This is a genomic window from Priestia sp. D51, from assembly GCF_053345675.1.
In genome coordinates this window covers 1-23,802 of record NZ_JBLTIR010000012.1, presented here as the reverse complement: position 1 = coordinate 23,802, position 23,802 = coordinate 1, and the positions used below count along the sequence as shown (strand labels likewise).

Genomic DNA, 23,802 nt, shown 5'->3' with positions numbered 1-23,802 from the left:
AAGGAGGGAAATTGAGATGGCGATTAAAAAGTATAAACCAACCTCAAATGGTCGTCGTGGTATGTCAGTTTCTGATTTCGCTGAAATTACTACTGACAAACCAGAAAAATCGTTACTTGCACCTGTCAAGAGAAAAGGTGGTCGTAACAACCAAGGTAAATTGACTGTTCGTCACCAAGGTGGTGGGCACAAGCGTCAATACCGTATCATCGATTTTAAACGCGATAAAGATGGAATACCTGGACGCGTTGCTACAATCGAATATGATCCAAACCGTTCAGCTAACATCGCATTAATTCATTATGCTGATGGTGAAAAACGTTACATCCTTGCTCCTAAAAACCTAAAAGTAGGTTTAGAAGTTATGTCAGGTCCTGAAGCTGACATTAAAGTAGGTAACGCGCTTCCTTTAGCTAACATCCCTGTTGGTACAGTAGTACACAACATCGAATTGAAACCTGGTAAAGGTGGACAATTAGTTCGTTCTGCAGGTACATCTGCTCAAGTACTTGGTAAAGAAGGTAAATACGTATTAGTACGTTTAACTTCTGGTGAAGTACGCATGATCCTTGCAACTTGTCGTGCAACTGTAGGTCAAGTTGGTAACGAACAACACGAGTTAATCAACATCGGTAAAGCCGGTCGTTCTCGTTGGTTAGGTATTCGTCCAACTGTACGTGGTTCTGTAATGAACCCTAACGATCACCCACACGGTGGTGGTGAAGGACGTTCTCCAATCGGACGTAAGTCTCCAATGAGTCCATGGGGTAAACCAACACTTGGTTACAAAACTCGTAAGAAGAAAAACAAATCCGATAAATTTATCGTTCGTCGTCGTAAAAAATAACGGGATTGAGCTACGGTTCAAACGAACCGTAGGACAATCACGAAGGGAGGTTCATTTATGGGTCGCAGCTTAAAGAAAGGACCTTTTGTAGATGACCATTTAATCAACAAAATTGAGAAGTTAAACGAAACTGACAGCAAGCAAGTAGTAAAAACTTGGTCTCGTCGTTCAACTATCTTCCCTCAGTTCATTGGTCATACAATTGCTGTATATGACGGTCGTAAACATGTACCAGTTTATGTTACTGAAGACATGGTAGGTCACAAACTTGGTGAATTCGCACCATCTCGTACTTACAAAGGTCACGCAAGTGATGATAAGAAAACAAGACGCTAATATGAGAGGAGGCTTTTAAATGCAAGCTAAAGCTGTCGCGAGAACAGTACGTATTGCTCCTCGTAAAGTTCGTTTAGTTGTAGATTTAATTCGAGGTAAGCAAGTGGGTGAAGCGCTAGCAGTGCTACTTCACACGCCAAAGGCTGCTTCTCCAGTCGTTGAGAAAGTATTAAAATCTGCTATTGCCAATGCAGAACACAATTATGAAATGGACGCTAACAATTTAGTTATTACTGACGCTTTTGTTAACGAAGGTCCAACTTTAAAACGTTTCCGTCCACGCGCTATGGGACGTGCAAGCCAAATTAACAAGCGCACAAGCCACATCACAATCGTGGTATCAGAAAAGAAGGAGGGATAATTCATGGGTCAAAAGGTAAATCCGGTCGGTCTTCGCGTCGGTGTCATCCGTGATTGGGAATCAAGATGGTTCGCTGGCAAAGACTACGCTGACTTATTACATGAAGACTTAAAAGTACGTGAATATATCGCTAAACGTTTAAACGATGCAGCTGTTTCTAAAGTTGAAATCGAACGCGCTGCTAACCGCTTAAACGTAACGATCCACACTGCAAAACCTGGTATGGTAATTGGTAAAGGTGGTACTGAAGTAGAATCACTTCGTAAAGCTCTTAACCAATTAACAGGCAAGCGTGTACACATTAACATCCTTGAAATTAAACGAGCAGATTTAGATGCTAAACTAGTAGCTGAAAACATCGCTCGCCAACTTGAGAACCGTGTATCATTCCGTCGTGCTCAAAAGCAAGCTATCCAACGTAGTATGCGTGCTGGCGCACAAGGTATCAAAACAATGGTATCTGGTCGTTTAGGCGGAGCTGATATTGCTCGTTCTGAATATTACAGTGAAGGTACAGTTCCACTTCATACACTTCGCGCTGATATTGACTATGCTCACGCTGAAGCAGATACTACTTATGGTAAACTTGGTGTGAAAGTATGGATCTATCGTGGAGAGGTTCTTCCTACTAAAAAGAAAACTGAGGAAGGAGGAAAATAATTATGTTATTACCAAAACGCGTTAAATATCGTCGCGAACATCGCGGAAAAATGCGTGGACGCGCTAAAGGTGGTACGGAAGTACATTTCGGTGAATTCGGTTTACAAGCTACTGAAGCTTCTTGGATTACAAACCGTCAAATCGAAGCTGCTCGTATCGCAATGACTCGTTACATGAAACGTGGCGGTAAAGTATGGATTAAAATTTTCCCTTCTAAACCTTATACTGCTAAGCCTCTAGAAGTCCGAATGGGTTCTGGTAAAGGTGCTCCTGAAGGTTGGGTAGCAGTTGTTAAACCTGGAAAAGTAATGTTTGAAATTTCAGGTGTATCTGAAGAGGTTGCACGTGAAGCTTTACGTTTAGCTGCACACAAGCTACCTGTAAAATGTAAGTTTGTAAAACGTGAAGAAATTGGTGGTGATTCTAATGAAAGCTAATGAAATTCGTGACCTTACCACTGCTGAAATTGAACAAAAAGTTAAGGCTTTAAAAGAAGAGTTGTTTAACCTTCGTTTCCAATTAGCGACTGGACAATTAGAGAATACTACTCGTATTCGCGAAGTGCGCAAATCGATCGCTCGTATGAAAACTGTAGTTCGTGAAAGAGAGATTGCTGCTAATAAATAATTAAGTCTGAGAGGAGGCTTTCAGAATGAGTGAACGCAACCAACGTAAAGTTTACACTGGCCGCGTAGTTTCTGACAAAATGGATAAGACTGTTACTGTTCTTGTTGAAACTTACAAAAAGCATTCGCTTTATGGCAAGCGTGTAAAATACTCAAAGAAATTCAAAGCTCACGATGAAAACAATACAGCTCAACTAGGCGATATCGTGAAGATCATGGAAACTCGTCCGTTATCAGCTACTAAACGTTTCCGTCTAGTAGAAGTTGTAGAAAAAGCTGTTATCATCTAATAGTTAAGATAGATCGGATAAGAATGATTCATCCGAAGGGAGGTTTCGTACATGATTCAACAAGAATCTCGTTTAAAAGTTGCAGACAACTCTGGTGCACGTGAGGTACTTACTATTAAAGTACTTGGTGGTTCAGGTCGTAAGACAGCAAACATTGGTGATGTTATCGTTTGTACGGTGAAACAAGCAACACCAGGAGGCGTTGTTAAAAAAGGTGACGTTGTTAAAGCTGTTGTTGTACGTACAAAAAGTGGTGTTCGCCGTACTGACGGTTCTTACATCCGTTTCGACGAAAATGCTTGCGTAATCATCCGTGACGACAAAGGACCACGTGGTACTCGTATCTTCGGACCAGTTGCTCGTGAATTACGTGATAACAACTTCATGAAGATCGTATCATTGGCTCCAGAAGTTATCTAATTGATATATAGAACAAATACAAAATGCCTTTTAAGGAGGTGCGAATAGGATGCATGTTAAAAAGGGCGACAAAGTAGTGGTTATCTCTGGTAAAGACAAAGGTAAGCAAGGTGAAGTACTTGCAGCTTTCCCAAAGAAAGACCGTGTACTTGTTGAAGGCGTAAACGTTGTGAAAAAACACTCTAAACCTTCTCAAGTAAATCCACAAGGTGGAATCGTTAGCCAAGAGGCACCTATCCACGTATCAAACGTAATGCCGTTGGATCCTAAATCTGGTGAGCCAACTCGTGTTGGGTACCAAGTTATCGATGGCAAAAAGGTACGTGTAGCAAAAAAATCTGGTGAAACTTTAGATAAATAATTAATGAAATGTGAAGGGAGGTTTAGTTCACATGAACCGTCTTAAAGAGAAATTTACAAAAGAGATTACTCCTGCTCTAGTTAGCAAGTTTAATTATGAATCTGTAATGCAAGTGCCAAAAATCGACAAGATCGTAATCAACATGGGTATCGGTGATGCTGTTTCTAACTCAAAAGCTTTAGATAACGCTGTTGAAGAACTAGCTGAAATCACTGGTCAAAAACCTGTTGTAACTCGTGCGAAAAAATCTATCGCTGGTTTCCGTCTTCGTGAAGGTATGCCAATCGGTGCGAAAGTTACTTTACGCGGCGAGCGTATGTACGAATTCTTCGATAAATTAGTATCAGTATCACTTCCACGTGTGCGCGATTTCCGTGGTGTATCTAAAAAAGCATTTGATGGTCGTGGAAACTACACGTTAGGTGTTAAAGAACAATTGATCTTCCCAGAGATCGATTATGATAAAGTAACTAAAGTTCGTGGTATGGATATCGTTATTGTTACAACAGCAAACACTGATGAAGAAGCTCGTGAGCTTTTAACTCAGTTCGGTATGCCATTCCAGAAGTAATAACTGCCAACGTTAAGCAGAGGAGGCGAAAATGTGGCTAAAAAATCAATGATTGCGAAGCAAAAACGCCAGCAAAAATTCCAAGTACAAGAGTATACACGTTGCGAACGTTGTGGACGTCCACACTCAGTACTACGTAAATTCAAGCTTTGCCGTATTTGTTTCCGTGAGCTTGCTTATAAAGGTCAAATTCCTGGTGTTAAAAAAGCTAGTTGGTAAAACCCAAGTTTGGGAAGGAGGTAAATTAATATGGTAATGACTGATCCTATTGCAGATTTACTAACTCGTATCCGCAATGCGAACATGGTTCGTCATGAGAAAATTGAAGTTCCTGCTTCTAACATTAAGAAGCAAATTGCAGAAATCCTTAAGCGTGAGGGTTTCGTACGTGATGTAGAATACATCGAAGACAACAAACAAGGTATTATCCGTATCTTCTTAAAATACGGTTCAAATAACGAACGTGTAATTACAGGCTTAAAACGTATCAGTAAACCTGGTCTACGTGTTTATGCAAAAACTAACGAAGTACCACGTGTACTTAACGGTTTAGGTATCGCAATCGTTTCTACTTCTCAAGGTGTTTTAACTGACAAAGAAGCTCGTCAAAAGCAAACTGGTGGAGAAGTATTAGCGTACGTTTGGTAATAAGTTTTAAATGTGAATGGAGGTGTAACTATGTCACGTGTTGGTAAAAAGCCTTTAGAACTTCCAGCAGGTGTTACAGTTACGAACGAGAGCAACACTGTAACTGTAAAAGGACCAAAGGGTGAATTAACTCGTACATTCCACCCTGAAATCGAAATTAAAGTTGAAGACAACGTATTAGTTGTTAATCGTCCTAGTGACAATAAAGAGCACCGCGCTCTTCATGGAACTACTCGTAGCCTTTTAGGTAACATGGTTGAAGGTGTTACTAAAGGATTCGAACGTGGTTTAGAATTAGTCGGTGTAGGTTACCGTGCACAAAAATCTGGTAGCAAATTAGTATTGAGCGTTGGATACTCTCACCCAGTTGAGATTACTCCTGAAACAGGAATCGAAATCGAAGTTCCTTCTCAAACTAAGATCGTTATTAAAGGTATTGATAAAGAACGCGTAGGTGCATTAGCTGCAAATATTCGTGACGTTCGTCCACCAGAGCCTTACAAAGGTAAAGGTATTCGTTACGAAGGCGAATATGTACGTCGTAAAGAAGGTAAAACTGCTAAGAAGTAATGCCGGTTAGGTAAAAGAAAGGAGTGCCCGAAATGATCACGAAGCTTGATAAAAACAAAGTTCGTAAAAAAAGACATGCTCGTGTTCGTGCGAAGTTATCTGGAACTGCAACTCGTCCGCGTTTAAACGTGTTCCGTTCTAATCAACATATTTACGCACAAGTTATCGACGATTTAAATTCAGTAACAATCGCAAGTGCTTCAACGTTAGATAAAGACCTGACTTTAGAAAGCACTGGTAACACTGAAGCTGCTATCAAAGTTGGCGAATTAGTCGCTAAACGCGCAGTAGAAAAAGGTGTAAACGAAGTAGTATTCGACCGTGGCGGTTATTTATATCATGGCCGTGTTAAAGCATTAGCTGACGCTGCTCGTGAAGCTGGATTACAATTCTAATTGTAAAAGGAGGGAAAATCATGCGTCGTATTGATCCAAATAAATTAGAGCTTGAAGAACGTGTTGTTACCGTTAACCGCGTAGCTAAAGTTGTGAAAGGTGGACGTCGTTTCCGCTTCGCTGCATTAGTTGTAGTTGGTGACAAAAACGGTCACGTTGGATTCGGTACTGGTAAAGCACAAGAGGTACCAGATGCAATCCGTAAAGCAATTGAAGATGCGAAGAAAAACTTAATTACTGTACCTATGGTTGGTACAACTATTCCACACGAAATCCTTGGACAATTTGGTGCAGGTCAAATTTTCTTAAAACCTGCTTCTGAAGGTACAGGAGTTATCGCTGGTGGCCCAGTTCGTGCGGTACTAGAATTGGGTGGAGTAAGTGATATTCTATCTAAATCTTTAGGTTCAAACACTCCAATCAACATGGTACGTGCAACTCTTAACGGTTTAGCTAACCTAAAACGTGCTGAAGATGTTGCAAAACTACGTGGCAAGACTGTAGAAGAACTGTTAGGATAAGGGAGGGATATGGAATGGCAAACAAACTAGCAATTACCCTTACTCGTAGCGTAATTGGTCGTCCAGAAGATCAACGTGTAACTGTTCGTACACTTGGCCTACGTAAGTTAAATCAAACTGTCGTTCAAGACGATAATCCTGCAATTCGCGGAATGATTAACAAAGTAGCTCACCTTGTTACAGTAAAAGAGCAATAAGTATAAATTGTCACTCTAAGGAGGTGCTCCGGAATGAAACTTCATGAATTGAAACCAGCTGAAGGTTCACGTAAAGTACGTAACCGTGTAGGTCGTGGTACTGGTTCAGGTAACGGAAAGACTTCAGGTAAAGGTCACAAAGGGCAAAACGCTCGCTCTGGCGGTGGCGTAAGACCTGGCTTCGAAGGTGGTCAAACTCCTTTATTCCGTCGTCTTCCAAAACGTGGGTTCACTAATATCAATCGCAAAGAATACGCGATCGTTAATTTAGAAGCTCTTAACCGTTTTGAAGATGGAACTGAAGTAACACCAGAATTATTAATCGAAACTGGTTTAGTAAGCAAAGCAAAAGCTGGCGTTAAAGTACTAGGAAACGGTACATTAAACTCTAAGCTAACTGTTAAAGCTGCTAAATTCTCTTCAACTGCTAAAGAAGCTATCGAAGCTGCTGGCGGTACAGTTGAGGTGATCTAATGTTTCAAACAATCTCCAATTTAATGCGCGTGCGTGAAATAAGACAAAAAATCTTTTTCACTTTGTTAATGTTAATTGTCTTCCGAATTGGTACATTTATTCCTGTACCAAGTGTTAATACGGATGTACTAAAATTGCAAGATGGGTTAAATGTATTCGGAGTTCTGAATACATTTGGCGGCGGCGCGTTAAAAAACTTTTCCATTCTTGCTATGGGCATTATGCCTTATATTACAGCATCCATCATCGTCCAATTATTGCAGATGGATGTTGTACCTAAGTTTACAGAATGGTCAAAGCAGGGAGATGTTGGGCGCCGTAAATTAGCTCAAGTAACTCGTTATGGAACAATTGTGCTTGGATTTATCCAGGCTTTAGGTATGTCTATAGGATTCAACAATATTTCGGGCGGACAATTGATCGCTAATCCAGGAATTTCTACGTATCTTCTAATTGCTACAGTGTTAACGGCAGGTACTGCCTTCTTAATGTGGTTAGGAGAACAGATTACTGCAAAAGGCGTAGGTAATGGTATTTCTATCATTATCTTTGCTGGGATTGCAGCTGGTATTCCGACAACATTAAATCAAATTTATGCACAGCAATTTGAAGACGTTGGGGATCAATTATTCATTCGTATCGTAACGGTAGTTTTAATTGCGATTGCAGTTTTAGCTATTATTGTTGGGGTTATTTACTTCCAACAAGCGCTACGAAAAATTCCTATTCAATATGCAAAGGGTTCAGCTGGTCGTAATCCTGTTGGAGGTCAATCCACTCATTTACCGTTAAAAGTAAATGCTGCTGGGGTTATTCCTGTTATCTTTGCAGTTTCATTTATTATCACACCACCAACAATTGCATCATTTTTCGGTCCAAATGATGTAACGACGTGGATTCAGAATACATTTGACTATACTAAGCCAATTGGTATGATAGTGTATGTAGCGTTAATCATTGCTTTTTGTTACTTCTATACATTTGTTCAAGTTAACCCTGAACAAGTAGCAGAGAACTTGAAAAAGCAAGGTGGCTACATCCCAGGCATTCGTCCTGGTAAAAGCACACAAGCTTATTTAACGAAAGTGTTATATCGTCTGACATTAATCGGTTCGATATTCCTTGCGTTAATTGCTGTGTTGCCGGTTCTGTTCATCAAAATTGCAAACCTACCCTCATCTGCTCAGATCGGCGGTACTAGTTTGTTAATTGTTGTCGGTGTAGCTCTTGAGACAATGAAACAGCTTGAGAGTCAATTAGTGAAACGCCATTATAAGGGATTTATTAAGTAAAGCTGTTTAGTGGGAGGCAGGCTGCTTTCCCATTAAACGGATAAGATACTGAGGGGGAAGCAAGAAATGAATTTAGTGTTAATGGGCCTTCCTGGTGCTGGGAAAGGTACTCAAGCAGAAAAAATCGTTGAGCATTACGATATCCCTCATATCTCAACAGGAGATATGTTCCGAGCTGCAATTAAAGAAGGAACGCAACTAGGTTTAAAAGCTAAATCATTTATGGACCAAGGTAACCTTGTTCCTGATGAAGTAACAATTGGAATTGTGCGCGAGCGTTTAAACAAACAAGATTGTGAAAACGGCTTTTTACTTGATGGCTTCCCGAGAACAGTAGCCCAAGCAGAAGCTCTTGAAACAATTACAAAAGAACTAAACAAGCAAATTGATTATGTGATTAATATTGATGTAGATCAAAGCATTTTAATGGAGCGTCTTACTGGACGCCGCATTTGTAAAGATTGCGGAGCTACTTACCACTTAGTATTCAATCCTCCTGCGAAAGAAGGAGTTTGTGACAAATGTGGCGGAGAGCTTTATCAACGTGCAGATGACAATGCTGAGACGGTTTCAACTAGACTTTCAGTTAATGTTAAACAATCTCAACCTCTACTTGATTTCTATCAAGAAAAAGGTTATCTACGCAATATTAATGGTAATCAAGATATTAACATTGTGTTTGAGGATGTTCGTCAATTACTTGCTGGGGTTAAGCAATGATCATTTGCAAGACACCAGAGGAAATTGAGGTCATGCGTGAAGCTGGACGAATCGTGGCTTTAACTCATCAAGAGTTGAAAAAACATATCGTTCCAGGTATAACGACTATAGAATTGGATGCAATTGCTGAAAATTTTATTCGTCAACATGATGCAATTCCGTCTTTTAAAGGGTATAATGGTTTTCGCGGCAGTGTATGTGCTTCTGTGAATGAAGAATTAGTTCATGGTATTCCGGGAGAACGCAAGCTTAATGAAGGGGATATCATCAGTTTGGACATCGGAGCTAAATTCGGTGGCTATCATGGTGACTCAGCTTGGACATATGGAGTAGGAAAGATTTCATTAGAAAATCAAGAGCTGCTTGATGTGACTGAGCAATCTCTCTACAAAGGATTAGCAGAAGCGAAGCCGGGTGAGCGTTTGTCGAATATTTCACATGCTATTCAACAGTACGCAGAATCACGTAACTTTTCGATTGTAAGAGAATATGTTGGCCATGGTGTCGGCAAAGACTTACATGAAGATCCGCAAGTACCTCATTATGGTCCACCGAATAAAGGACCGCGTCTACGTCCAGGCATGGTATTGGCAGTTGAGCCAATGGTGAATGCTGGTATGCGATATGTAAAAACATTACCTGATAACTGGACAGTTGTGACAGTGGATGGTAAAATGTGTGCGCACTTCGAACATACTATTGCAATTACTGAGACGGGATATGAAATTCTGACAGCATTGTAATGTTAAAGGATGTTATCTCTATCCATTCCTCGCTAGATGCACTGGACAGTAAACAGTAATTATCTAAATTCACGATGATCGTTTTTCGTCTGAATTGCTGTTAAAATGGTAAAGATGTATATTAGCGTCAATCATCTTGAATTTAATGATTACGATCTCCGGATGTTCAGAACAGGTTCTTTTTAAGTCGTTTAATGATAGCTTGTTACTGTTTCAAAGAAAGGAGAGCACTTTAATGGCAAAAGACGATGTAATTGAAGTTGAAGGTACAGTTGCTGAGACTTTACCTAACGCTATGTTCAAGGTAGAATTAGAAAATGGTCATACAGTACTTGCTCACGTATCAGGAAAAATTCGCATGCATTTCATTCGAATCTTACCTGGTGATAAAGTAACTGTAGAATTGTCACCATACGATTTAACTCGCGGTAGAATTACGTACCGTTTCAAATAAAACCTATGCACTCCGTACTATCAAGGAGGTATGAAACATGAAAGTCAGACCATCAGTTAAACCAATCTGCGAAAAATGTAAAGTTATCCGTAGAAAAGGTAAAGTAATGGTAATTTGTGAAAACCCTAAGCATAAACAAAAACAAGGTTAATCAATAAGGAGGTGCACTATTCATATGGCACGTATTGCTGGTGTTGATATTCCTCGTGACAAGCGTGTAGTAATTTCATTAACATACATTTTCGGTATTGGTCGTCCAACTGCTGAAAAAGTTCTAGCTGAAGCTGGAGTTTCTGAAGATACTCGCGTTCGTGACTTAACAGAAGAAGAATTAGGTAAAATTCGTGATATTTTAGATAGCTATAAAGTAGAAGGCGATCTTCGTCGTGAAGTTTCTTTAAACATCAAACGTTTAATTGAGATTGGTTCATACCGTGGTATCCGCCACCGTCGTAGTTTACCAGTTCGTGGTCAAAACAGTAAAAACAATGCTCGTACACGTAAAGGCCCACGCCGTACTGTAGCGAACAAGAAGAAATAATTAGTAAGGGAGGTCATTAACAGATGGCACGTAAAACTAATACACGTAAACGTCGCGTGAAAAAGAATATTGAAGCTGGTGTAGCTCATATTCGCTCAACGTTTAATAACACTATTGTAACAATTACAGATGTTCACGGTAATGCGATTGCTTGGTCTAGTGCAGGCGCACTTGGCTTCAGAGGTTCTCGTAAATCCACTCCATTTGCTGCGCAAATGGCTGCTGAAGCTGCTGCAAAAGTTTCTATGGATAACGGAATGAAAACTCTTGAAGTTACAGTTAAAGGCCCTGGTGCTGGTCGTGAAGCAGCTATCCGTGCTCTTCAAGCTGCAGGTTTAGAAGTAACAGCTATTAGAGATGTTACTCCTGTACCTCACAACGGATGCCGCCCACCAAAACGTCGTCGTGTATAATTAATATGTATAGATTCTATTTCGTTGTCTATAATGATGATGGTGTAGAATTTATTCATGCAACGAAATGTTTTCCATTTGTTGTGCACATTCGGGAACTGTCTAATAGGGAATTTCGGTTAGGCATTTGAGAAATCAGCCGTCTAGCCGAGGTTTCGACGTTTTGAAGGAGGGTTTATATTGATAGAGATTGAAAAGCCAAAAATCGAAACGGTAGAAATCAGCGATGATAGAAAGTACGGTAAATTCGTCGTCGAACCACTTGAGCGTGGATATGGTACTACTTTGGGTAACTCCTTACGTCGTATCCTATTATCCTCACTCCCTGGTGCAGCTGTAACATCTATTCAAATTGAAGGTGTATTACATGAATTTTCAACAGTTCCTGGAGTTGTTGAAGATGTAACAAACATCATTTTAAACGTTAAAAAGTTAGCGTTAAAGATTTACTCTGATGAAGAGAAAACACTTGAGATCGATGTTAAAGGTCCTGGTACAGTAACGGCTGCTGACATTCAAGCAGACAGTGATATCGAAGTTCTAAATCCGGATCTTCATATTGCAACACTTGAGTCAGATGCTCATTTCCGTATGAGACTTACTGCTCGCACAGGTCGAGGTTATAATCCTGCCGATGCTAACAAGCGTGAAGACCAACCAATTGGTGTACTTCCAATTGACTCAATCTATACGCCTGTTACTCGCGTATCGTATTATGTAGAAAATACTCGTGTTGGTCAAATGACAAATTACGATAAGTTAACGTTGGATGTTTGGACTGACGGTAGCATCGAGCCAGAAAAAGCTGTTGCTTTAGGTGCAAAGATTCTAACAGAACACTTAAATATCTTCGTTAACTTAACAGATGAAGCTCAAAAAGCAGAGATCATGGTAGAAAAAGAAGAAGACCAGAAAGAAAAAGTTCTAGAGATGACGATCGAGGAACTGGATTTATCTGTTCGTTCTTACAACTGCTTAAAACGAGCAGGCATCAATACTGTACAAGAGCTTGCTAATAAAACAGAAGAAGATATGATGAAAGTTCGTAACTTAGGCCGTAAATCTTTAGAAGAAGTTAAAGCTAAACTTGAAGAATTAGGTTTGGGTCTACGTAAGGACGACTGATTATATCTACCTGTTTAACTACTTAACAAAGGAGGGGACCTCACATGTCTTACCGTAAATTAGGTCGTACAAGCGCACAACGCAAGGCGCTTCTTCGTGATTTAACAACTGATTTAATCATCAGTGAACGCATTGAGACAACTGAAGCTCGTGCAAAAGAATTACGTTCAACTGTTGAAAAAATGATTACTTTAGGTAAACGTGGAGATCTACACGCTCGTCGTCAAGCTGCATCTTACATCCGTAATGAAGTAGCTAACGAGGAAGCTGGTCAAAGCGCTTTACAAAAACTATTCAGCGATATCGCTACTCGCTACGAAGATCGCCAAGGCGGTTACACTCGTATCTTAAAAGTTGGACCTCGCCGTGGTGACGGTGCTCCAATGGTTATCATTGAATTAGTTTAATATTTTTAATACAGATAGAAAAGGGCGAGACAGTGTGTAACTAGTCGTTGCCCTTTTTTTATACCTTAAACCGGGTAAATAGCGTAAAAAACCAATGTAGGCAATGCTGCAATAGAAAAAGCTGAGAGGAAGATAGCGTTGAAAGAAATGTCTTTAGAGGTAAAAGATTTATGCTTTCGATACGATCCTGAAGCAGACCTAACATTAGATCACCTTTCTCTCTCTGCTTATAAAGGTGAATGGTTAGCGATAGCTGGACATAATGGATCTGGGAAATCGACGCTGGCACGAATTCTAAACGGCCTTTTGCTACCTGAAAAAGGAACGGTTCGAGTGGGCGATACTCTTTTATCTGAAGAAACAATATGGGATGTGCGCAAGCAGATTGGAATGGTGTTTCAAAACCCAGATAATCAATTTGTTGGCTCAACCGTTCAAGATGATATTGCGTTTGGGCTTGAAAACAACGGGATTCCATTTGAAATTATGGAAAAACGTATACCTGAAGCAATCGAAATGGTCAATATGAGTGCTTTTCTGGATCAAGAGCCTCATCAGCTATCAGGTGGACAAAAACAGCGTGTGGCCATTGCGGGTATAATTGCCGTACAGCCATCTGTTATTATTCTAGATGAAGCAACATCTATGTTAGATCCTATTGGACGAACTGAAGTACTTGAAACTGTTAGAAAATTAAAAGAAGAAAAACAACTGACGGTTATTTCAATTACCCACGATTTAGATGAAGTAGCAATGGCTGACAGAGTCGTTGTGATGAACAAAGGGAAGATCTATGCAACAGGTACTCCACGCGAAGTATTTGCATTAGGTTCCAAGTTAACGGATATTGGACTAGACTTGCCGTTTTCCGTTAAACTAAGCCATCGTTTTGCTTCCGTAGGAATTCCTTTATCAAAAATTCATTTAACAGATGAGGACTTGGTGGACGAACTATGGACATTATATTCAAAGAAGTAGAGCATCGTTATCAAGTTAATACACCATTTGAACGAATTGCTCTGCATGACTTAAATTTAAGCATTCAATCAGGTACATTTTTGGCTGTTATTGGCCATACTGGTTCTGGGAAATCAACAATCATACAGCATCTGAATGCCTTATTGAAGCCAACTGCTGGTGAAATTCAAATCGGTGAGCGCACTATTAAAGCCAATCGAAAAGAAAAGAATTTAAAAGCTATTCGTCAGCAAGTAGGCGTGGTGTTTCAATTTCCAGAACATCAGCTTTTTGAAGAAACGGTGGAAAAAGATATAGCTTTTGGACCAATGAATTATGGCGTTTCGGAAGAAGAAGCAAAGCAAAAAGCACGAGAGCTTATCAAGTTAGTGGGGTTGCCAGAAGACATTCTCACCAGATCTCCTTTTGATTTGAGTGGTGGACAAATGCGTCGTGTAGCGATAGCAGGTATTCTAGCGATGAATCCTAATGTGCTAATTTTAGATGAGCCAACTGCTGGATTGGACCCTAGAGGCCGTCAAGAAATTATGAATATGATTTATCGTCTTCATAAAGAAAAAGGCTTGACGACGATTCTCGTGACTCACAGCATGGAAGATGCAGCTATGTACGCTGATGAGCTAATTGTAATGAATAAAGGAACGATTGCGATGAAAGGGTCACCTAGAGAAGTTTTCGGTCAGCATACGCAGCTAAAAGAATATGGATTGGATGTTCCAGAATCGCTTCGCTTTATGCTGAAGCTGCAAGAGAAATTTCAGCTTGAAGCATCGGATACGGTTATTACCTTTTCTGAAGTGGTAGAGAAAGTGCAGCACCTTATGCAGCAAGGTGAACGAATATGATGGACTCAATCATTATTGGTAAGTATGTCCCGGGTCATTCTGTTGTCCATCGAATGGATCCTCGGGCCAAGCTGCTTCTCGTATTTGCGTATGTATTAATTGTGTTTTTAGCAAATAACCCTATCGGCTATGCTTTTTTAGGTGTGTATACCCTTGTGATAGTGGCCATGAGTAAAGTGCCCGTTTCCTTTATTTTAAGAGGGTTAAAGCCCGTTCTATTTATTATTATCATCACGTTTCTTTTGCACATTTTTATGACGAAGGAAGGTTCTCTTTTGTTTGAATGGGGATGGTTTTCTGTCTATAAAGGCGGCCTTATTCAAGGTGTTTTAATTTCCTTGCGCTTCTTGTTCTTAATTTTAATTACGACGATGCTAACGTTAACGACTACGCCCATTGAAGTAACAGATGGAATGGAAAGCTTGTTGAATCCATTTAAAAAGCTCAAGCTTCCTGTTCATGAATTAGCTTTAATGATGTCCATTTCTCTTCGCTTTATTCCTACATTGATGGAAGAGACAGATAAAATTATTAAAGCGCAGACAGCACGAGGAGTGGACTTTAGCAGCGGTCCCGTTACGGATCGGTTGAAAGCTGTCGTTCCTTTGCTTGTTCCTTTATTTATAGGTTCATTTAAGCGTGCTGAAGAGCTAGCTATTGCCATGGAGGCAAGAGGATATAAAGGCGGAGAAGGGCGTACAAAGTATCGTCAATTAAAATGGGGAAGCATAGATACAATTATGCTTTTACTTCTGCTGGCAGTAGCAGTTGTTTTAGTGCTGATTAGAACGTAAAGATTGTTTGGTGAAAAGATGAAACGTTTAAAATGTATAGTTGCATACGACGGCACACACTTTTCAGGTTATCAAGTTCAGCCCAATAAGCGAACAGTTCAACTGGAGATTGAAGCCGTTTTAGAGAAAATGCATAACAAAAAAGTTCCGATTTACGCCTCTGGACGAACGGACACAAATGTTCATGCACAGGGGCAAGTCATTCATTTTGACACAAACCTAAATATTCCATGTGATAAGTGGAAAAAAGCATTGAATTCAATGCTACCAGATGATATTGTAATGAAGAATGTATGTGAAGTTGATGCACATTTTCACGCCCGGTATGACGTTACTTCAAAAGAGTATCGCTATCATATTTTGCGCGGCGAAGATCGAAATCCTTTCACTCGTTCTTATGCATACCATTACCCTTATCCATTAGACTACTCAAAAATGAAAAAAGCCATCACATATTTACTCGGTACACACGACTTTACAAGCTTTTGTTCAGCGAGGACAGAAGTGGAAGATAAGATTCGTACGATTTACAAGATTGATATGTATGAAGAGAATAGTCAGCTTGTGTTTAGATTCGTTGGAAGTGGCTTTCTGTATAATATGGTTCGTATTCTTGTTGGAACGCTTTTAGAAGTAGGACAAGGCCGTATTGAACCAGATGCTATAAAAGATATTCTAGAAAGCAAATCACGTCCTCGTGCAGGGAAAACTGCGCCTTCGCAAGGACTATATTTATGGCGCGTTTTCTATGACAACTAAACCTGGTGTAACATTTTCTTGACATTAGTAGCTTAAAGATATAATATATCATATGGTATGTATTTTAACCCCACGGTTAGCCCCGGAAATTAATCGTGTTGAAATAGAAGGTTGAAATAATTTTATAATTGATGATGAAAATTAGGAGGGAAACTCATGCGTACAACTTTCATGGCGAAAGCAAACGAAGTAGAGCGTAAATGGTATGTTGTCGATGCTGAAGGTAAAACTTTAGGTCGTTTAGCAAGTGAAGTAGCATCAATCTTACGCGGTAAACATAAACCAACTTTTACACCACATGTTGATACTGGTGATCACGTGATCCTTATCAATGCGTCAAAAATCGAATTAACAGGTAAAAAATTAACTGATAAAATTTATTACCGTCACAGCATGCACCCAGGTGGTTTGAAACAACGTACAGCATTAGAAATGCGTACTAACTACTCTGAGAAAATGCTTGAATTAGGAATCAAAGGCATGCTTCCAAAAGGTAGCCTAGGCCGTCAAATGTTCAAAAAATTACATGTGTATGCTGGTGAAACACATCCACATGAAGCACAAAAACCAGAAGTTTACGAACTTCGCGGATAATTAATAAGAGGAGGTTATTATCTTGGCACAGGTACAATATTACGGAACTGGTCGTCGTAAAAGCTCTGTTGCTCGTGTACGTTTAGTACCAGGTAACGGTCGCGTAACAATCAACGGTCGTGAAATCGAAGAATACATTCCATTTGCTGCACTACGTGAAGTAGTAAAACAACCACTTGCTTTAACTGAAACTGTAGGTAACTATGACGTATTTGTAAACGTTAATGGTGGAGGTTATGCAGGTCAAGCTGGCGCTATTCGTCACGGAATCTCTCGTGCTTTATTAGAAGCAGACCCTGAATACCGTGGAACATTAAAACGTGCTGGTCTATTAACTCGTGACGCTCGTGCGAAAGAACGTAAAAAATACGGTCTTAAAGGCGCTCGTCGTGCACCACAATTCTCAAAACGTTAATTTTATATTACGTTTCAAGCCTTGGTCTTTGGACCAAGGCTTTTTTTATTTGTTGTTTGCGTATGAGACGAAGGCTTGTGCAGACAATATGTAAAAAAGGGAGGCGTTATCGTGAACGAGGTTACATATTTAAAAGAAAAACGTTATGAAAAAGAAATGAAATATGAACGCAAAGTCCTAAGGGAACTATCGTTTGATTTGCTTCAAGAGAGGCTGCGCCGTTATTTTCATCCAATGTTTCAGTGGAATATGCTAGGAGACGAACATGTGGAGGAGTACTGTCTTGACATTGCTATCGAATCATTTTTATTAGGTGCCCGGGTGAGTAAACGTGGTAAAGGCTACGAAGATGTTCAGAAGCACAGTAAGCAAGAAGAGTCTCTTTTAATTGATACATTGTACGGAGCCGTTAGCATGTCTGTAACAGATCTTTATCAAGATGGTCTGTATTATTTGTGTCAAGGATATGTGCAAGACTGGTGGAAAGAAGGTTATCGAACCGCAGAAAAAAGACGCCGTTTACGTTTGCATTAAAAAGTACTCATAATTCCCGTTCTTGTCCCATATAGAAATAAATAGGTGAGGCAAGAAGGGAAGGGATAAAATGTCTAAAGTAAAAATAATGAGCACAATTATAGCGCTTCTCGTTCTTTTTGTCATTGTACAATATCAAATAGATCATAGAACATCATCCGGTTCGCTTTCACTTCCTCTTAGCGGGAAAGTTATTGTACTAGATCCTGGACATGGCGGTGTTGATGGAGGAGCGGTAGGAGAGGATGAGGTGCTTGAAAAAGAAATAACTCTTAAAATTTCGTTAATGCTTCGAGACTATCTGCAAGAGCAAGGGGCACTTGTTATTATGACGAGAGAAAAAGACGAAGACCTAGCGGCCAAAGATACAAGAGGATACAGTCGCAGAAAAGTAGAAGACTTAAAAAATCGCTTAACGATGATTAATAAATCCAACGCTGATTTGTACTTAAGTATTCACTTGAATGCTATTCCATCCTCTGCGTGGAGAGGGGCTCAAACTTTCTATTACGGATCCCTAAAAGAAAACGAGCAAGTGGCCAAACTCATTCAACAAGAGCTAAGAAATAATCTGGACAATACGACCCGTGAAGCAAAAGCTATTCAAACTCTTTACCTTCTTAAGCATTCTAAGCCACCCGGTGCTTTGGTTGAAGTAGGATTCTTGTCAAATCCTACAGAACGTAAAATGCTTCAATCGAAACGCTATCAAAAAAAGTTAGCTGAATCCATTTATGAAGGAGTCAGCCGGTATTTTACTGGAGAAAAGCCTAAATAAAAAGCATAGCACCCTTCTATTCAGAAAAATCTAATATGTATGATATACTTGATAGTATAAATAAATAGATTTTAACATGGTGGTGGGAGTATGCTAACGGAAAAGCAAGTAAAAGAAGTAGTAGGGGAAATTACAGATCCATTTTTAAATAAAAAACTATCAGAAACAGATGCGATTAAAGAAATAACAATCAAAGCTGAAAAACAGCATATAAGCCTGAAGATTGCTGTTGCAAAAACAGGTACGAGTGAACAGTTGAGCCTGCAAGGCACAATTGTAGAAGAATTAAAAAAAGCAGGTGTACAGTCGGTTGGACTGCGATTTGTTGAGTTTACGCCTGAGGAACTTCAGCAGTACCGAGCTGAGCAGCCGAATACTGGCAACTTACTAACTAGTCCGAATGCACCTGAATTTATTGCTATTGCCAGCGGTAAAGGAGGCGTTGGTAAATCAACAGTCTCTGTTAACTTAGCCGTTTCTCTAGCTCGTTTAGGAAAAAAAGTTGGTTTAATTGATGCTGACATTTATGGATTCAGCGTCCCAGACATGATGGGAATCACACAACGTCCTGTAGTAGAAGGTGAAAAGATTATTCCAGTTGATCGTTTCGGAGTAAAAGTTATTTCCATGGGCTTCTTTGTAGAAGATAATTCACCTGTTATCTGGCGAGGACCTATGCTCGGAAAAATGTTGACGAGCTTCTTTACAGAAGTTGAATGGGGAGAATTAGATTATCTTTTACTAGACTTACCCCCAGGAACAGGTGATGTCGCATTAGACGTTCACTCCATGCTTCCTGCTTGTAAAGAAGTGATTATTACAACACCACATCCTACAGCGGCATTTGTTGCAGCTAGAGCGGGTGCTATGGCTTTGAAAACCGATCATGAGGTCATTGGAGTTGTAGAAAATATGGCTTACTTTGAAAGCCAGCTAACAGGGGAAAAAGAGTATGTATTTGGTAAAGGCGGGGGTCCAAAACTGGCTGAGGAACTTCAGACAGAGCTGTTAGGACAGCTTCCGTTAAGTCAGCCTGATTGGAATGAAGAAGATTTTGCACCTTCCATTTACGACGAATCGCATCGTTTAGGTCAAATATATGGAGAGATTGCAAGCAAGATTGCATTTATTTGCGAAAATGAAAAAGCAGCAACAGGAAAATAATAAAAAGCACGCGCTGTTCGAGCGCGTGCTTTTTATTATTATACAGAGAGTTCAATCTGCGTCTTTTTTAAGTCAAATGCGAGGTTTTGTTTTAAGAGAGCTAAAAATGTTTTTCCAGCTGTACTTACGGTGTGAGACTGGTGCTTTAAAATGCCGATTGCAGGCCCCTCATGTAAGTCATGAATCGTTTTAACCACCACTTGATCCGGCGGAAGAGTTGCGCTTATTTGTGGAACAACGGCTATTCCTAAGTTTTCTTTTACAAAATGCTGAAGTGTGCTAATAGTGCCTAACTGGACTTTAGCAGGCAGCTGTCCTGTTCGTTCAAAGATTAGCTGCTCAATTTTCTTTTGAACGGAAGATTGCCCAGCTGTAATCAGCGTTTCGTGTATTAAATCTTTTGCAAAGATTGTTTTTCTTTTTGTTAGCGCATGATTGAATGGTAGTAGCAGCACAAGTTTTTCCGTTAGCAATGCCTCAAACTCTATATCTCTGAACGATTCTGATACAGTGCCAATCGCGAAATCAATTTCTTGATTGCGTATATGTTGATGAAGGTGCTTTTCGTCTGCAACGAGTAAGCTAATTTCTGTGTTGGGATATCTTTTTTTAAATAATGAGAGAATGGAAGGCAGTCGACTGCTTGCTGTAGGCTCTGCAGCACCTATACGGATCGTGCCAGCTTCGCCTGTTGAATAATCCTTTAAGGTATTATTTAGATATTCATATTCCTTTAGTAAAATATTTGCCCGTTCGTAAAAGATTTTACCTGCTTCAGTAAGTTTAATGCTTTTTCCTCGTTCTAAAAGCTTAAATCCTAGTTCGGATTCTAACTTTTGAATGTGCAGTGTAATGGTAGGCTGAGAGTACTTTAAATATTCAGCGGCTAATTGAAAGCTTCCTAAACGAACAATGGTTTGAAACGTTTTAATAACGCGAAATTCCATCGAATTCCCTCCTTTTGCTATAAAACGATTGTGTTAATTTCTAATATTTTACCATAAAGCTAAGAATTAAAGTTTACAATTCCAATAAAAATACTAAGTATTAAAAAATATAAAGAAGTCATTTAGGTTTTTTAATAAAAATAAATGACATAATTAAATACGCATCTCATGTGAGATGCGTATTTAATCACTGCTGTTGCTGTTCTCCCCCTGAGTCAGATCCAGCGGAAGAAGAACCGCCATCGTCGCTGCTTTGTTTTTGTCCACCTTGTGTTTCTTCAGCGGCTTTCAAAAGAATGTCTTGAATTTTAGATTGATAAAGAGGGCTATCAAACGTTTCGGTCATAATCTTTTGTAAATAAGTGCGATATTCTTTACTCTTTAAAACAGTCAGTACTTCTTTTTCCATAGCCGGATCCTTTAAAACATCTTGAAGCATTCCTTGATATTCAGGATCTTTCATTAGTTGTTTGATGACCGTCTTATTTTCTTTTTCCAAACTTTTAGCAAAGCTTTCAGCAAACTTCGGATCATCCATGGCTTTTTTCCAAAATTCCACGCCCTTATCTGATACTAAGGTTTGAGAAATTGTATCTTTTATCGCGTTTTGATCCATTAAAATATCTTGTCTAACAGAAGGGTCTTTCATAATTGCCTCGACTGCTTTTTTTCCTTCATCTGTTTTTAAAATATCAACAACCATTTTCTTTGTTTGATCATAATCCATACCATTGTTCTCTTCATCTTGCGGTGCACAGGCTGTAGCTAAAAGCATACACATTCCTATATAAATGAGGAGCATGAGTCGCTTTTTCATAGTAATGAGCTCCTTTCCTAATATGCTTACGCTTAATATGAGATAATCAAGGTTTTTTATTCATAAAAGAGCTCTAGATTTTTCAAAACGTGATTGGTACAATTTATGAAAAGGTACAATTTTGTAACTTATGGGGGAGATGGAAGTGAATAGTCGAAATTGGGTTCGTCTATTTCTAACCACGTTAGCTGTTGGGGGTATAAGTACAGCTGTTGTTGGGTTTGCGGTGCGCTGGGGGGAATACGGTCACTTATTTCAACAAGGAAAGATAGGAGAAATTGTTGCTGTTTTAACATGGCTCGTAGGCGTAGGGTTTATTTTTAGTTTAATTAGCCAAATGGGGTTCTTTGCATATTTAACTATTCACCGATTTGGGTTGGGAATTTTTAAATCTGCATCTCTTTGGAAATCGGTTCAAATTGTATTTGTTTTATTTGTATTATTTGACGTTGCTTATTTTCGATATAAGTTCTTTCAACAAGCGGGAGAAGGCATAGGTAAGTATATTTTGTTAAGCGTTTTCTTGTTAGCGGTAGGGTTGTTAGTGGCGTATGCAAAGAAAAAGCAGACGAATAAAGAGGCTTTTGTACCAGCGCTGTTTTTTATGATTGTTGTAACGACAATTGAATGGTTCCCAGCGCTGCGGACGAATGAAGAAAGCTGGCTTTACCTTATGTTGTTTCCACTTCTAATTTGTAATATGTATCAACTTCTTATTTTGCCGAAACTTCTTACGCACGCAAGAATAGAAAAAGCAGACAAATAGCATATTTGTCTGCTTTTGCTTTCCATATACAGTGGGAATAAATCTTAGCGGATATCTTTTACTTGGGTTTTTGAATTTGAAATTAATGTTGAAATACTTACGTTTGAGACTTTTTTATTTTGTAATGAATTCTTGATATATGGAATAGCCTTTGCTGTTTGTTGAGCGGAGTCAGACGCGTGCAGCAATATAATATCTCCCCCGTCTAAAGGCTTTGTAACATTCGAGACGATTTTTTCAACCCCTGGATTTGTCCAGTCTTTAGAATCAATGCTCCAGTGAACAGTAGTATATCCTATATCTGCTGTTAATTTTAAGATGTCTTTATTAAATTGCCCGTTAGGAGGACGAAGAAGGTGAACATCTTTAAGGCCTAGAGAATCAAAGACTTTCTTTGATTTTGCAAGATCCTGTCTAATCTCATTAGGTTTTAGGCTTGTATAAGAAATATAGTCATAGCCCATTGTGCCAATTTCGTGACCTTCTTTCTTAATGCGCTCTACAATATCTGGGTGACGTTCAGCCCATGAAGCAGATAAAAAGAAAGTAGCATGTTCAATATGCTGTCTTTTTAGTTCATTCAGAATGGGAATAGCTCTTTCATCTCCCCAGCTGATGTTAAAGGTCAGAGCAACTTCCGGATTTTTATCATCCGCCTTATAAACAGCTCTTGGACCGTTATCCGTTGAAAACACGGGAAAGTGAAACGTCTGCTGAGCATAGAGAAAAAAACTTGTAAAAAACGCAGCAACTACGATAAGCATGGTCTGTTTGATTCTTTTGGCTCGAATAGTATAAAACATATTCATTTTGTCACCTCATTTAATAAGTAGTACTTGTCTAATTTGTATGCGTTTTGTCTACAATTAATAACAGGTAAGGAAAAGAACAACTGATTTTATTTTGATGTGTGAGAATCAATGTCGCAAAAAGCAGGTGAATCAATGAAAATTTGTTTATTTAATCAGGTGGAGTGTTTAGAGTTAGAAGCACTACTTAGAGAAGAAATAAAGAGATCAAACGTTGCTTTTCAACAAAGTTTGAATCATGTAGTTCTTGAACGAAACATTCAAGAAAAGTATCAAATCCTTTCAAAGATCTTGCTAAGATTCGGCGAAAGCAGGGAAGTAAATAAGATTTTTTGATAAAACAAAAAAACTTTTCAAAAAGTGTTGACTTTTATACAGCACAGATGTTAAATTATTAAATGTCGTTGATGAGTGATTGGAAAACAATCGCAATTCATCAGAAATAAAATATTAAAAAGTTGTTGACAAATGAAAGACAACTTGTTAATATAAGAAAGTCGCTCAAGAGCGGCGGTTGAACTTTGAAAACTGAACAAAGCGACAAACGTCAACGTTAATTTTTATTTTTTAAATGAGCAAGTCAAACATTTCTTCGGAGAGTTTGATCCTGGCTCAGGATGAACGCTGGCG

Annotated in this window: 40 protein-coding genes; 37 read left to right on the top strand and 3 right to left on the bottom strand. The window is 39.2% G+C overall.

The window, feature by feature from the left end:
• The first annotated feature begins 16 nt into the window (after positions 1-16).
• The 35 genes from rplB (at position 17) to ACNHOZ_RS25975 (ending at position 19,833) form a co-directional block, all read left to right on the top strand.
• Complete coding sequence (rplB, locus tag ACNHOZ_RS26145) at positions 17-847, top strand: 50S ribosomal protein L2 (RefSeq protein WP_013081374.1); 831 nt, start codon at positions 17-19, stop codon at positions 845-847.
• A 57-nt stretch (positions 848-904) separates the two neighbouring features.
• The gene (gene rpsS / locus ACNHOZ_RS26140; RefSeq protein ID WP_013054931.1) at positions 905-1,183 is read left to right on the top strand and encodes a 30S ribosomal protein S19; all 279 of its coding nucleotides are present in this window, start codon (positions 905-907) and stop codon (positions 1,181-1,183) included.
• Positions 1,184-1,202: 19 nt separating this feature from the next.
• Positions 1,203-1,544, top strand: coding sequence for a 50S ribosomal protein L22 (gene rplV / locus ACNHOZ_RS26135; protein ID WP_013054932.1), 342 nt, complete (start codon positions 1,203-1,205; stop codon positions 1,542-1,544).
• Positions 1,545-1,547: 3 nt separating this feature from the next.
• The gene (rpsC, locus tag ACNHOZ_RS26130) at positions 1,548-2,204 is read left to right on the top strand and encodes a 30S ribosomal protein S3 (RefSeq protein ID WP_013054933.1); all 657 of its coding nucleotides are present in this window, start codon (positions 1,548-1,550) and stop codon (positions 2,202-2,204) included.
• A 2-nt stretch (positions 2,205-2,206) separates the two neighbouring features.
• The gene (gene rplP, locus ACNHOZ_RS26125; RefSeq protein WP_013054934.1) at positions 2,207-2,641 is read left to right on the top strand and encodes a 50S ribosomal protein L16; all 435 of its coding nucleotides are present in this window, start codon (positions 2,207-2,209) and stop codon (positions 2,639-2,641) included.
• Positions 2,631-2,831 (top strand): 50S ribosomal protein L29, encoded by a 201-nt coding sequence (gene rpmC / locus ACNHOZ_RS26120; RefSeq protein WP_013054935.1) that lies wholly within the window; start codon positions 2,631-2,633, stop codon positions 2,829-2,831. The genes rplP and rpmC overlap by 11 nt, the downstream gene beginning before the upstream one ends.
• 25 nt (positions 2,832-2,856) lie before the next feature.
• Positions 2,857-3,120, top strand: a complete 264-nt coding sequence (gene rpsQ / locus ACNHOZ_RS26115) for a 30S ribosomal protein S17 (RefSeq protein ID WP_013054936.1) — start codon at positions 2,857-2,859, stop codon at positions 3,118-3,120.
• A 51-nt stretch (positions 3,121-3,171) separates the two neighbouring features.
• Complete coding sequence (gene rplN, locus ACNHOZ_RS26110; protein WP_013054937.1) at positions 3,172-3,540, top strand: 50S ribosomal protein L14; 369 nt, start codon at positions 3,172-3,174, stop codon at positions 3,538-3,540.
• A gap of 49 nt (positions 3,541-3,589) precedes the next feature.
• A complete protein-coding gene (gene rplX, locus ACNHOZ_RS26105; protein ID WP_013054938.1) occupies positions 3,590-3,901 on the top strand; it encodes a 50S ribosomal protein L24 in 312 nt (103 codons plus the stop codon).
• 31 nt (positions 3,902-3,932) lie between these two features.
• The gene (rplE, locus tag ACNHOZ_RS26100) at positions 3,933-4,472 is read left to right on the top strand and encodes a 50S ribosomal protein L5 (protein ID WP_013054939.1); all 540 of its coding nucleotides are present in this window, start codon (positions 3,933-3,935) and stop codon (positions 4,470-4,472) included.
• A gap of 33 nt (positions 4,473-4,505) precedes the next feature.
• Positions 4,506-4,691, top strand: coding sequence for a type Z 30S ribosomal protein S14 (locus ACNHOZ_RS26095; RefSeq protein WP_013054940.1), 186 nt, complete (start codon positions 4,506-4,508; stop codon positions 4,689-4,691).
• A 30-nt stretch (positions 4,692-4,721) separates the two neighbouring features.
• Positions 4,722-5,120 carry a 30S ribosomal protein S8 gene (gene rpsH, locus ACNHOZ_RS26090; protein ID WP_013054941.1) on the top strand — a complete coding sequence of 133 codons (399 nt, stop codon included), beginning with the start codon at positions 4,722-4,724 and terminating at the stop codon, positions 5,118-5,120.
• A gap of 30 nt (positions 5,121-5,150) precedes the next feature.
• Positions 5,151-5,690, top strand: coding sequence for a 50S ribosomal protein L6 (gene rplF, locus ACNHOZ_RS26085; RefSeq protein ID WP_013054942.1), 540 nt, complete (start codon positions 5,151-5,153; stop codon positions 5,688-5,690).
• Positions 5,691-5,722: 32 nt separating this feature from the next.
• Positions 5,723-6,085 carry a 50S ribosomal protein L18 gene (gene rplR / locus ACNHOZ_RS26080; RefSeq protein ID WP_013054943.1) on the top strand — a complete coding sequence of 121 codons (363 nt, stop codon included), beginning with the start codon at positions 5,723-5,725 and terminating at the stop codon, positions 6,083-6,085.
• Positions 6,086-6,105: 20 nt separating this feature from the next.
• A complete protein-coding gene (rpsE, locus tag ACNHOZ_RS26075; protein WP_013054944.1) occupies positions 6,106-6,606 on the top strand; it encodes a 30S ribosomal protein S5 in 501 nt (166 codons plus the stop codon).
• A gap of 14 nt (positions 6,607-6,620) precedes the next feature.
• The gene (gene rpmD / locus ACNHOZ_RS26070) at positions 6,621-6,803 is read left to right on the top strand and encodes a 50S ribosomal protein L30 (RefSeq protein WP_013054945.1); all 183 of its coding nucleotides are present in this window, start codon (positions 6,621-6,623) and stop codon (positions 6,801-6,803) included.
• Positions 6,804-6,836: 33 nt separating this feature from the next.
• A complete protein-coding gene (rplO, locus tag ACNHOZ_RS26065; RefSeq protein WP_013054946.1) occupies positions 6,837-7,277 on the top strand; it encodes a 50S ribosomal protein L15 in 441 nt (146 codons plus the stop codon).
• The gene (secY, locus tag ACNHOZ_RS26060) at positions 7,277-8,569 is read left to right on the top strand and encodes a preprotein translocase subunit SecY (protein ID WP_013054947.1); all 1,293 of its coding nucleotides are present in this window, start codon (positions 7,277-7,279) and stop codon (positions 8,567-8,569) included. The genes rplO and secY overlap by 1 nt, the downstream gene beginning before the upstream one ends.
• Positions 8,570-8,635: 66 nt before the next feature.
• Positions 8,636-9,289 carry an adenylate kinase gene (locus ACNHOZ_RS26055; RefSeq protein WP_013054948.1) on the top strand — a complete coding sequence of 218 codons (654 nt, stop codon included), beginning with the start codon at positions 8,636-8,638 and terminating at the stop codon, positions 9,287-9,289.
• Positions 9,286-10,032, top strand: a complete 747-nt coding sequence (gene map / locus ACNHOZ_RS26050; protein WP_028412665.1) for a type I methionyl aminopeptidase — start codon at positions 9,286-9,288, stop codon at positions 10,030-10,032. Before ACNHOZ_RS26055 ends, map begins: the two co-directional genes overlap by 4 nt.
• Before the next feature lie 235 nt (positions 10,033-10,267).
• Positions 10,268-10,486, top strand: coding sequence for a translation initiation factor IF-1 (gene infA, locus ACNHOZ_RS26045; RefSeq protein WP_010285101.1), 219 nt, complete (start codon positions 10,268-10,270; stop codon positions 10,484-10,486).
• Between the two features lie 37 nt (positions 10,487-10,523).
• Positions 10,524-10,637 carry a 50S ribosomal protein L36 gene (gene rpmJ / locus ACNHOZ_RS26040; RefSeq protein WP_003156543.1) on the top strand — a complete coding sequence of 38 codons (114 nt, stop codon included), beginning with the start codon at positions 10,524-10,526 and terminating at the stop codon, positions 10,635-10,637.
• A gap of 24 nt (positions 10,638-10,661) precedes the next feature.
• Positions 10,662-11,027: a 30S ribosomal protein S13 gene (gene rpsM, locus ACNHOZ_RS26035; RefSeq protein ID WP_013054950.1), complete on the top strand. Its 366-nt coding sequence runs from the start codon at positions 10,662-10,664 to the stop codon at positions 11,025-11,027.
• A 23-nt stretch (positions 11,028-11,050) separates the two neighbouring features.
• Positions 11,051-11,440: a 30S ribosomal protein S11 gene (gene rpsK, locus ACNHOZ_RS26030; RefSeq protein ID WP_028412666.1), complete on the top strand. Its 390-nt coding sequence runs from the start codon at positions 11,051-11,053 to the stop codon at positions 11,438-11,440.
• 180 nt (positions 11,441-11,620) lie between these two features.
• A complete protein-coding gene (locus ACNHOZ_RS26025; protein WP_013054952.1) occupies positions 11,621-12,565 on the top strand; it encodes a DNA-directed RNA polymerase subunit alpha in 945 nt (314 codons plus the stop codon).
• A gap of 44 nt (positions 12,566-12,609) precedes the next feature.
• Entirely contained in the window at positions 12,610-12,972 is a 363-nt protein-coding gene (gene rplQ / locus ACNHOZ_RS26020; RefSeq protein ID WP_013054953.1) for a 50S ribosomal protein L17, read from the top strand.
• A 138-nt stretch (positions 12,973-13,110) separates the two neighbouring features.
• Positions 13,111-13,950: an energy-coupling factor ABC transporter ATP-binding protein gene (locus ACNHOZ_RS26015; RefSeq protein WP_013054954.1), complete on the top strand. Its 840-nt coding sequence runs from the start codon at positions 13,111-13,113 to the stop codon at positions 13,948-13,950.
• On the top strand, positions 13,926-14,795 hold the full coding sequence (locus tag ACNHOZ_RS26010; protein ID WP_034263658.1) for an energy-coupling factor ABC transporter ATP-binding protein: 870 nt from the start codon (positions 13,926-13,928) through the stop codon (positions 14,793-14,795). The genes ACNHOZ_RS26015 and ACNHOZ_RS26010 overlap by 25 nt, the downstream gene beginning before the upstream one ends.
• Positions 14,792-15,589: an energy-coupling factor transporter transmembrane component T family protein gene (locus tag ACNHOZ_RS26005; RefSeq protein WP_048022294.1), complete on the top strand. Its 798-nt coding sequence runs from the start codon at positions 14,792-14,794 to the stop codon at positions 15,587-15,589. Before ACNHOZ_RS26010 ends, ACNHOZ_RS26005 begins: the two co-directional genes overlap by 4 nt.
• Positions 15,590-15,607: 18 nt before the next feature.
• A complete protein-coding gene (truA, locus tag ACNHOZ_RS26000) occupies positions 15,608-16,348 on the top strand; it encodes a tRNA pseudouridine(38-40) synthase TruA (RefSeq protein ID WP_013054957.1) in 741 nt (246 codons plus the stop codon).
• Positions 16,349-16,504: 156 nt separating this feature from the next.
• On the top strand, positions 16,505-16,942 hold the full coding sequence (rplM, locus tag ACNHOZ_RS25995; RefSeq protein ID WP_013054958.1) for a 50S ribosomal protein L13: 438 nt from the start codon (positions 16,505-16,507) through the stop codon (positions 16,940-16,942).
• 22 nt (positions 16,943-16,964) lie between these two features.
• Positions 16,965-17,357: a 30S ribosomal protein S9 gene (gene rpsI / locus ACNHOZ_RS25990; RefSeq protein WP_013054959.1), complete on the top strand. Its 393-nt coding sequence runs from the start codon at positions 16,965-16,967 to the stop codon at positions 17,355-17,357.
• Between the two features lie 111 nt (positions 17,358-17,468).
• Positions 17,469-17,891, top strand: coding sequence for a DUF2521 family protein (locus tag ACNHOZ_RS25985; RefSeq protein ID WP_028412723.1), 423 nt, complete (start codon positions 17,469-17,471; stop codon positions 17,889-17,891).
• Positions 17,892-17,961: 70 nt separating this feature from the next.
• A complete protein-coding gene (gene cwlD / locus ACNHOZ_RS25980) occupies positions 17,962-18,669 on the top strand; it encodes an N-acetylmuramoyl-L-alanine amidase CwlD (RefSeq protein ID WP_014462005.1) in 708 nt (235 codons plus the stop codon).
• Between the two features lie 90 nt (positions 18,670-18,759).
• Positions 18,760-19,833, top strand: a complete 1,074-nt coding sequence (locus tag ACNHOZ_RS25975; protein WP_014462004.1) for an Mrp/NBP35 family ATP-binding protein — start codon at positions 18,760-18,762, stop codon at positions 19,831-19,833.
• 38 nt (positions 19,834-19,871) lie between these two features.
• Here ACNHOZ_RS25975 and ACNHOZ_RS25970 read toward each other — a convergent pair whose 3' ends face one another.
• Together ACNHOZ_RS25970 and gerD are read right to left on the bottom strand one after the other, a co-directional pair.
• A complete protein-coding gene (locus ACNHOZ_RS25970) occupies positions 19,872-20,780 on the bottom strand; it encodes a LysR family transcriptional regulator (protein ID WP_014462003.1) in 909 nt (302 codons plus the stop codon).
• Between the two features lie 187 nt (positions 20,781-20,967).
• Entirely contained in the window at positions 20,968-21,597 is a 630-nt protein-coding gene (gerD, locus tag ACNHOZ_RS25965; RefSeq protein ID WP_033580786.1) for a spore germination lipoprotein GerD, read from the bottom strand.
• Between the two features lie 145 nt (positions 21,598-21,742).
• On the opposite strand from gerD, the gene ACNHOZ_RS25960 reads away from it, so the two are divergent.
• A complete protein-coding gene (locus tag ACNHOZ_RS25960; protein WP_048022292.1) occupies positions 21,743-22,363 on the top strand; it encodes a KinB-signaling pathway activation protein in 621 nt (206 codons plus the stop codon).
• Between the two features lie 44 nt (positions 22,364-22,407).
• On the opposite strand, the gene pdaB is transcribed toward ACNHOZ_RS25960, so the two are convergent.
• Entirely contained in the window at positions 22,408-23,172 is a 765-nt protein-coding gene (pdaB, locus tag ACNHOZ_RS25955) for a polysaccharide deacetylase family sporulation protein PdaB (RefSeq protein ID WP_048022290.1), read from the bottom strand.
• A gap of 111 nt (positions 23,173-23,283) precedes the next feature.
• Between pdaB and ACNHOZ_RS25950 the strand changes: the two genes are divergently transcribed.
• Positions 23,284-23,508: a hypothetical protein gene (locus ACNHOZ_RS25950; RefSeq protein WP_230683562.1), complete on the top strand. Its 225-nt coding sequence runs from the start codon at positions 23,284-23,286 to the stop codon at positions 23,506-23,508.
• Positions 23,509-23,802: the final 294 nt, after the last annotated feature.

Excerpts from the sequence above, each read along its gene's own strand:
- ACNHOZ_RS26055 (WP_013054948.1), top strand. The coding sequence starts at position 8,636 with ATGAATTTAGTGTTAATGGGCCTTCCTGGTGCTGGGAAAGGTACTCAA.
- rplV (WP_013054932.1), top strand. The coding sequence starts at position 1,203 with ATGCAAGCTAAAGCTGTCGCGAGAACAGTACGTATTGCTCCTCGTAAA.
- rplR (WP_013054943.1), top strand. The coding sequence starts at position 5,723 with ATGATCACGAAGCTTGATAAAAACAAAGTTCGTAAAAAAAGACATGCT.
- ACNHOZ_RS25975 (WP_014462004.1), top strand. The coding sequence starts at position 18,760 with ATGCTAACGGAAAAGCAAGTAAAAGAAGTAGTAGGGGAAATTACAGAT.
- ACNHOZ_RS25950 (WP_230683562.1), top strand. The coding sequence starts at position 23,284 with ATGTCGCAAAAAGCAGGTGAATCAATGAAAATTTGTTTATTTAATCAG.
- infA (WP_010285101.1), top strand. The coding sequence starts at position 10,268 with ATGGCAAAAGACGATGTAATTGAAGTTGAAGGTACAGTTGCTGAGACT.
- rpmC (WP_013054935.1), top strand. The coding sequence starts at position 2,631 with ATGAAAGCTAATGAAATTCGTGACCTTACCACTGCTGAAATTGAACAA.
- ACNHOZ_RS26005 (WP_048022294.1), top strand. The coding sequence starts at position 14,792 with ATGATGGACTCAATCATTATTGGTAAGTATGTCCCGGGTCATTCTGTT.
- rpmJ (WP_003156543.1), top strand. The coding sequence starts at position 10,524 with ATGAAAGTCAGACCATCAGTTAAACCAATCTGCGAAAAATGTAAAGTT.
- gerD (WP_033580786.1), bottom strand. The coding sequence starts at position 21,597 with ATGAAAAAGCGACTCATGCTCCTCATTTATATAGGAATGTGTATGCTT.
- rplB (WP_013081374.1), top strand. The coding sequence starts at position 17 with ATGGCGATTAAAAAGTATAAACCAACCTCAAATGGTCGTCGTGGTATG.
- rpmD (WP_013054945.1), top strand. The coding sequence starts at position 6,621 with ATGGCAAACAAACTAGCAATTACCCTTACTCGTAGCGTAATTGGTCGT.
- rpsS (WP_013054931.1), top strand. The coding sequence starts at position 905 with ATGGGTCGCAGCTTAAAGAAAGGACCTTTTGTAGATGACCATTTAATC.
- rpsK (WP_028412666.1), top strand. The coding sequence starts at position 11,051 with ATGGCACGTAAAACTAATACACGTAAACGTCGCGTGAAAAAGAATATT.
- rpsQ (WP_013054936.1), top strand. The coding sequence starts at position 2,857 with ATGAGTGAACGCAACCAACGTAAAGTTTACACTGGCCGCGTAGTTTCT.
- rplM (WP_013054958.1), top strand. The coding sequence starts at position 16,505 with ATGCGTACAACTTTCATGGCGAAAGCAAACGAAGTAGAGCGTAAATGG.
- rplO (WP_013054946.1), top strand. The coding sequence starts at position 6,837 with ATGAAACTTCATGAATTGAAACCAGCTGAAGGTTCACGTAAAGTACGT.
- rplP (WP_013054934.1), top strand. The coding sequence starts at position 2,207 with ATGTTATTACCAAAACGCGTTAAATATCGTCGCGAACATCGCGGAAAA.
- rpsM (WP_013054950.1), top strand. The coding sequence starts at position 10,662 with ATGGCACGTATTGCTGGTGTTGATATTCCTCGTGACAAGCGTGTAGTA.
- rpsH (WP_013054941.1), top strand. The coding sequence starts at position 4,722 with ATGGTAATGACTGATCCTATTGCAGATTTACTAACTCGTATCCGCAAT.
- ACNHOZ_RS26010 (WP_034263658.1), top strand. The coding sequence starts at position 13,926 with ATGGACATTATATTCAAAGAAGTAGAGCATCGTTATCAAGTTAATACA.
- rplF (WP_013054942.1), top strand. The coding sequence starts at position 5,151 with ATGTCACGTGTTGGTAAAAAGCCTTTAGAACTTCCAGCAGGTGTTACA.
- ACNHOZ_RS25970 (WP_014462003.1), bottom strand. The coding sequence starts at position 20,780 with ATGGAATTTCGCGTTATTAAAACGTTTCAAACCATTGTTCGTTTAGGA.
- rplE (WP_013054939.1), top strand. The coding sequence starts at position 3,933 with ATGAACCGTCTTAAAGAGAAATTTACAAAAGAGATTACTCCTGCTCTA.
- rplN (WP_013054937.1), top strand. The coding sequence starts at position 3,172 with ATGATTCAACAAGAATCTCGTTTAAAAGTTGCAGACAACTCTGGTGCA.
- map (WP_028412665.1), top strand. The coding sequence starts at position 9,286 with ATGATCATTTGCAAGACACCAGAGGAAATTGAGGTCATGCGTGAAGCT.
- truA (WP_013054957.1), top strand. The coding sequence starts at position 15,608 with ATGAAACGTTTAAAATGTATAGTTGCATACGACGGCACACACTTTTCA.
- rpsC (WP_013054933.1), top strand. The coding sequence starts at position 1,548 with ATGGGTCAAAAGGTAAATCCGGTCGGTCTTCGCGTCGGTGTCATCCGT.
- rplX (WP_013054938.1), top strand. The coding sequence starts at position 3,590 with ATGCATGTTAAAAAGGGCGACAAAGTAGTGGTTATCTCTGGTAAAGAC.
- rplQ (WP_013054953.1), top strand. The coding sequence starts at position 12,610 with ATGTCTTACCGTAAATTAGGTCGTACAAGCGCACAACGCAAGGCGCTT.
- rpsE (WP_013054944.1), top strand. The coding sequence starts at position 6,106 with ATGCGTCGTATTGATCCAAATAAATTAGAGCTTGAAGAACGTGTTGTT.
- cwlD (WP_014462005.1), top strand. The coding sequence starts at position 17,962 with ATGTCTAAAGTAAAAATAATGAGCACAATTATAGCGCTTCTCGTTCTT.
- secY (WP_013054947.1), top strand. The coding sequence starts at position 7,277 with ATGTTTCAAACAATCTCCAATTTAATGCGCGTGCGTGAAATAAGACAA.
- pdaB (WP_048022290.1), bottom strand. The coding sequence starts at position 23,172 with ATGAATATGTTTTATACTATTCGAGCCAAAAGAATCAAACAGACCATG.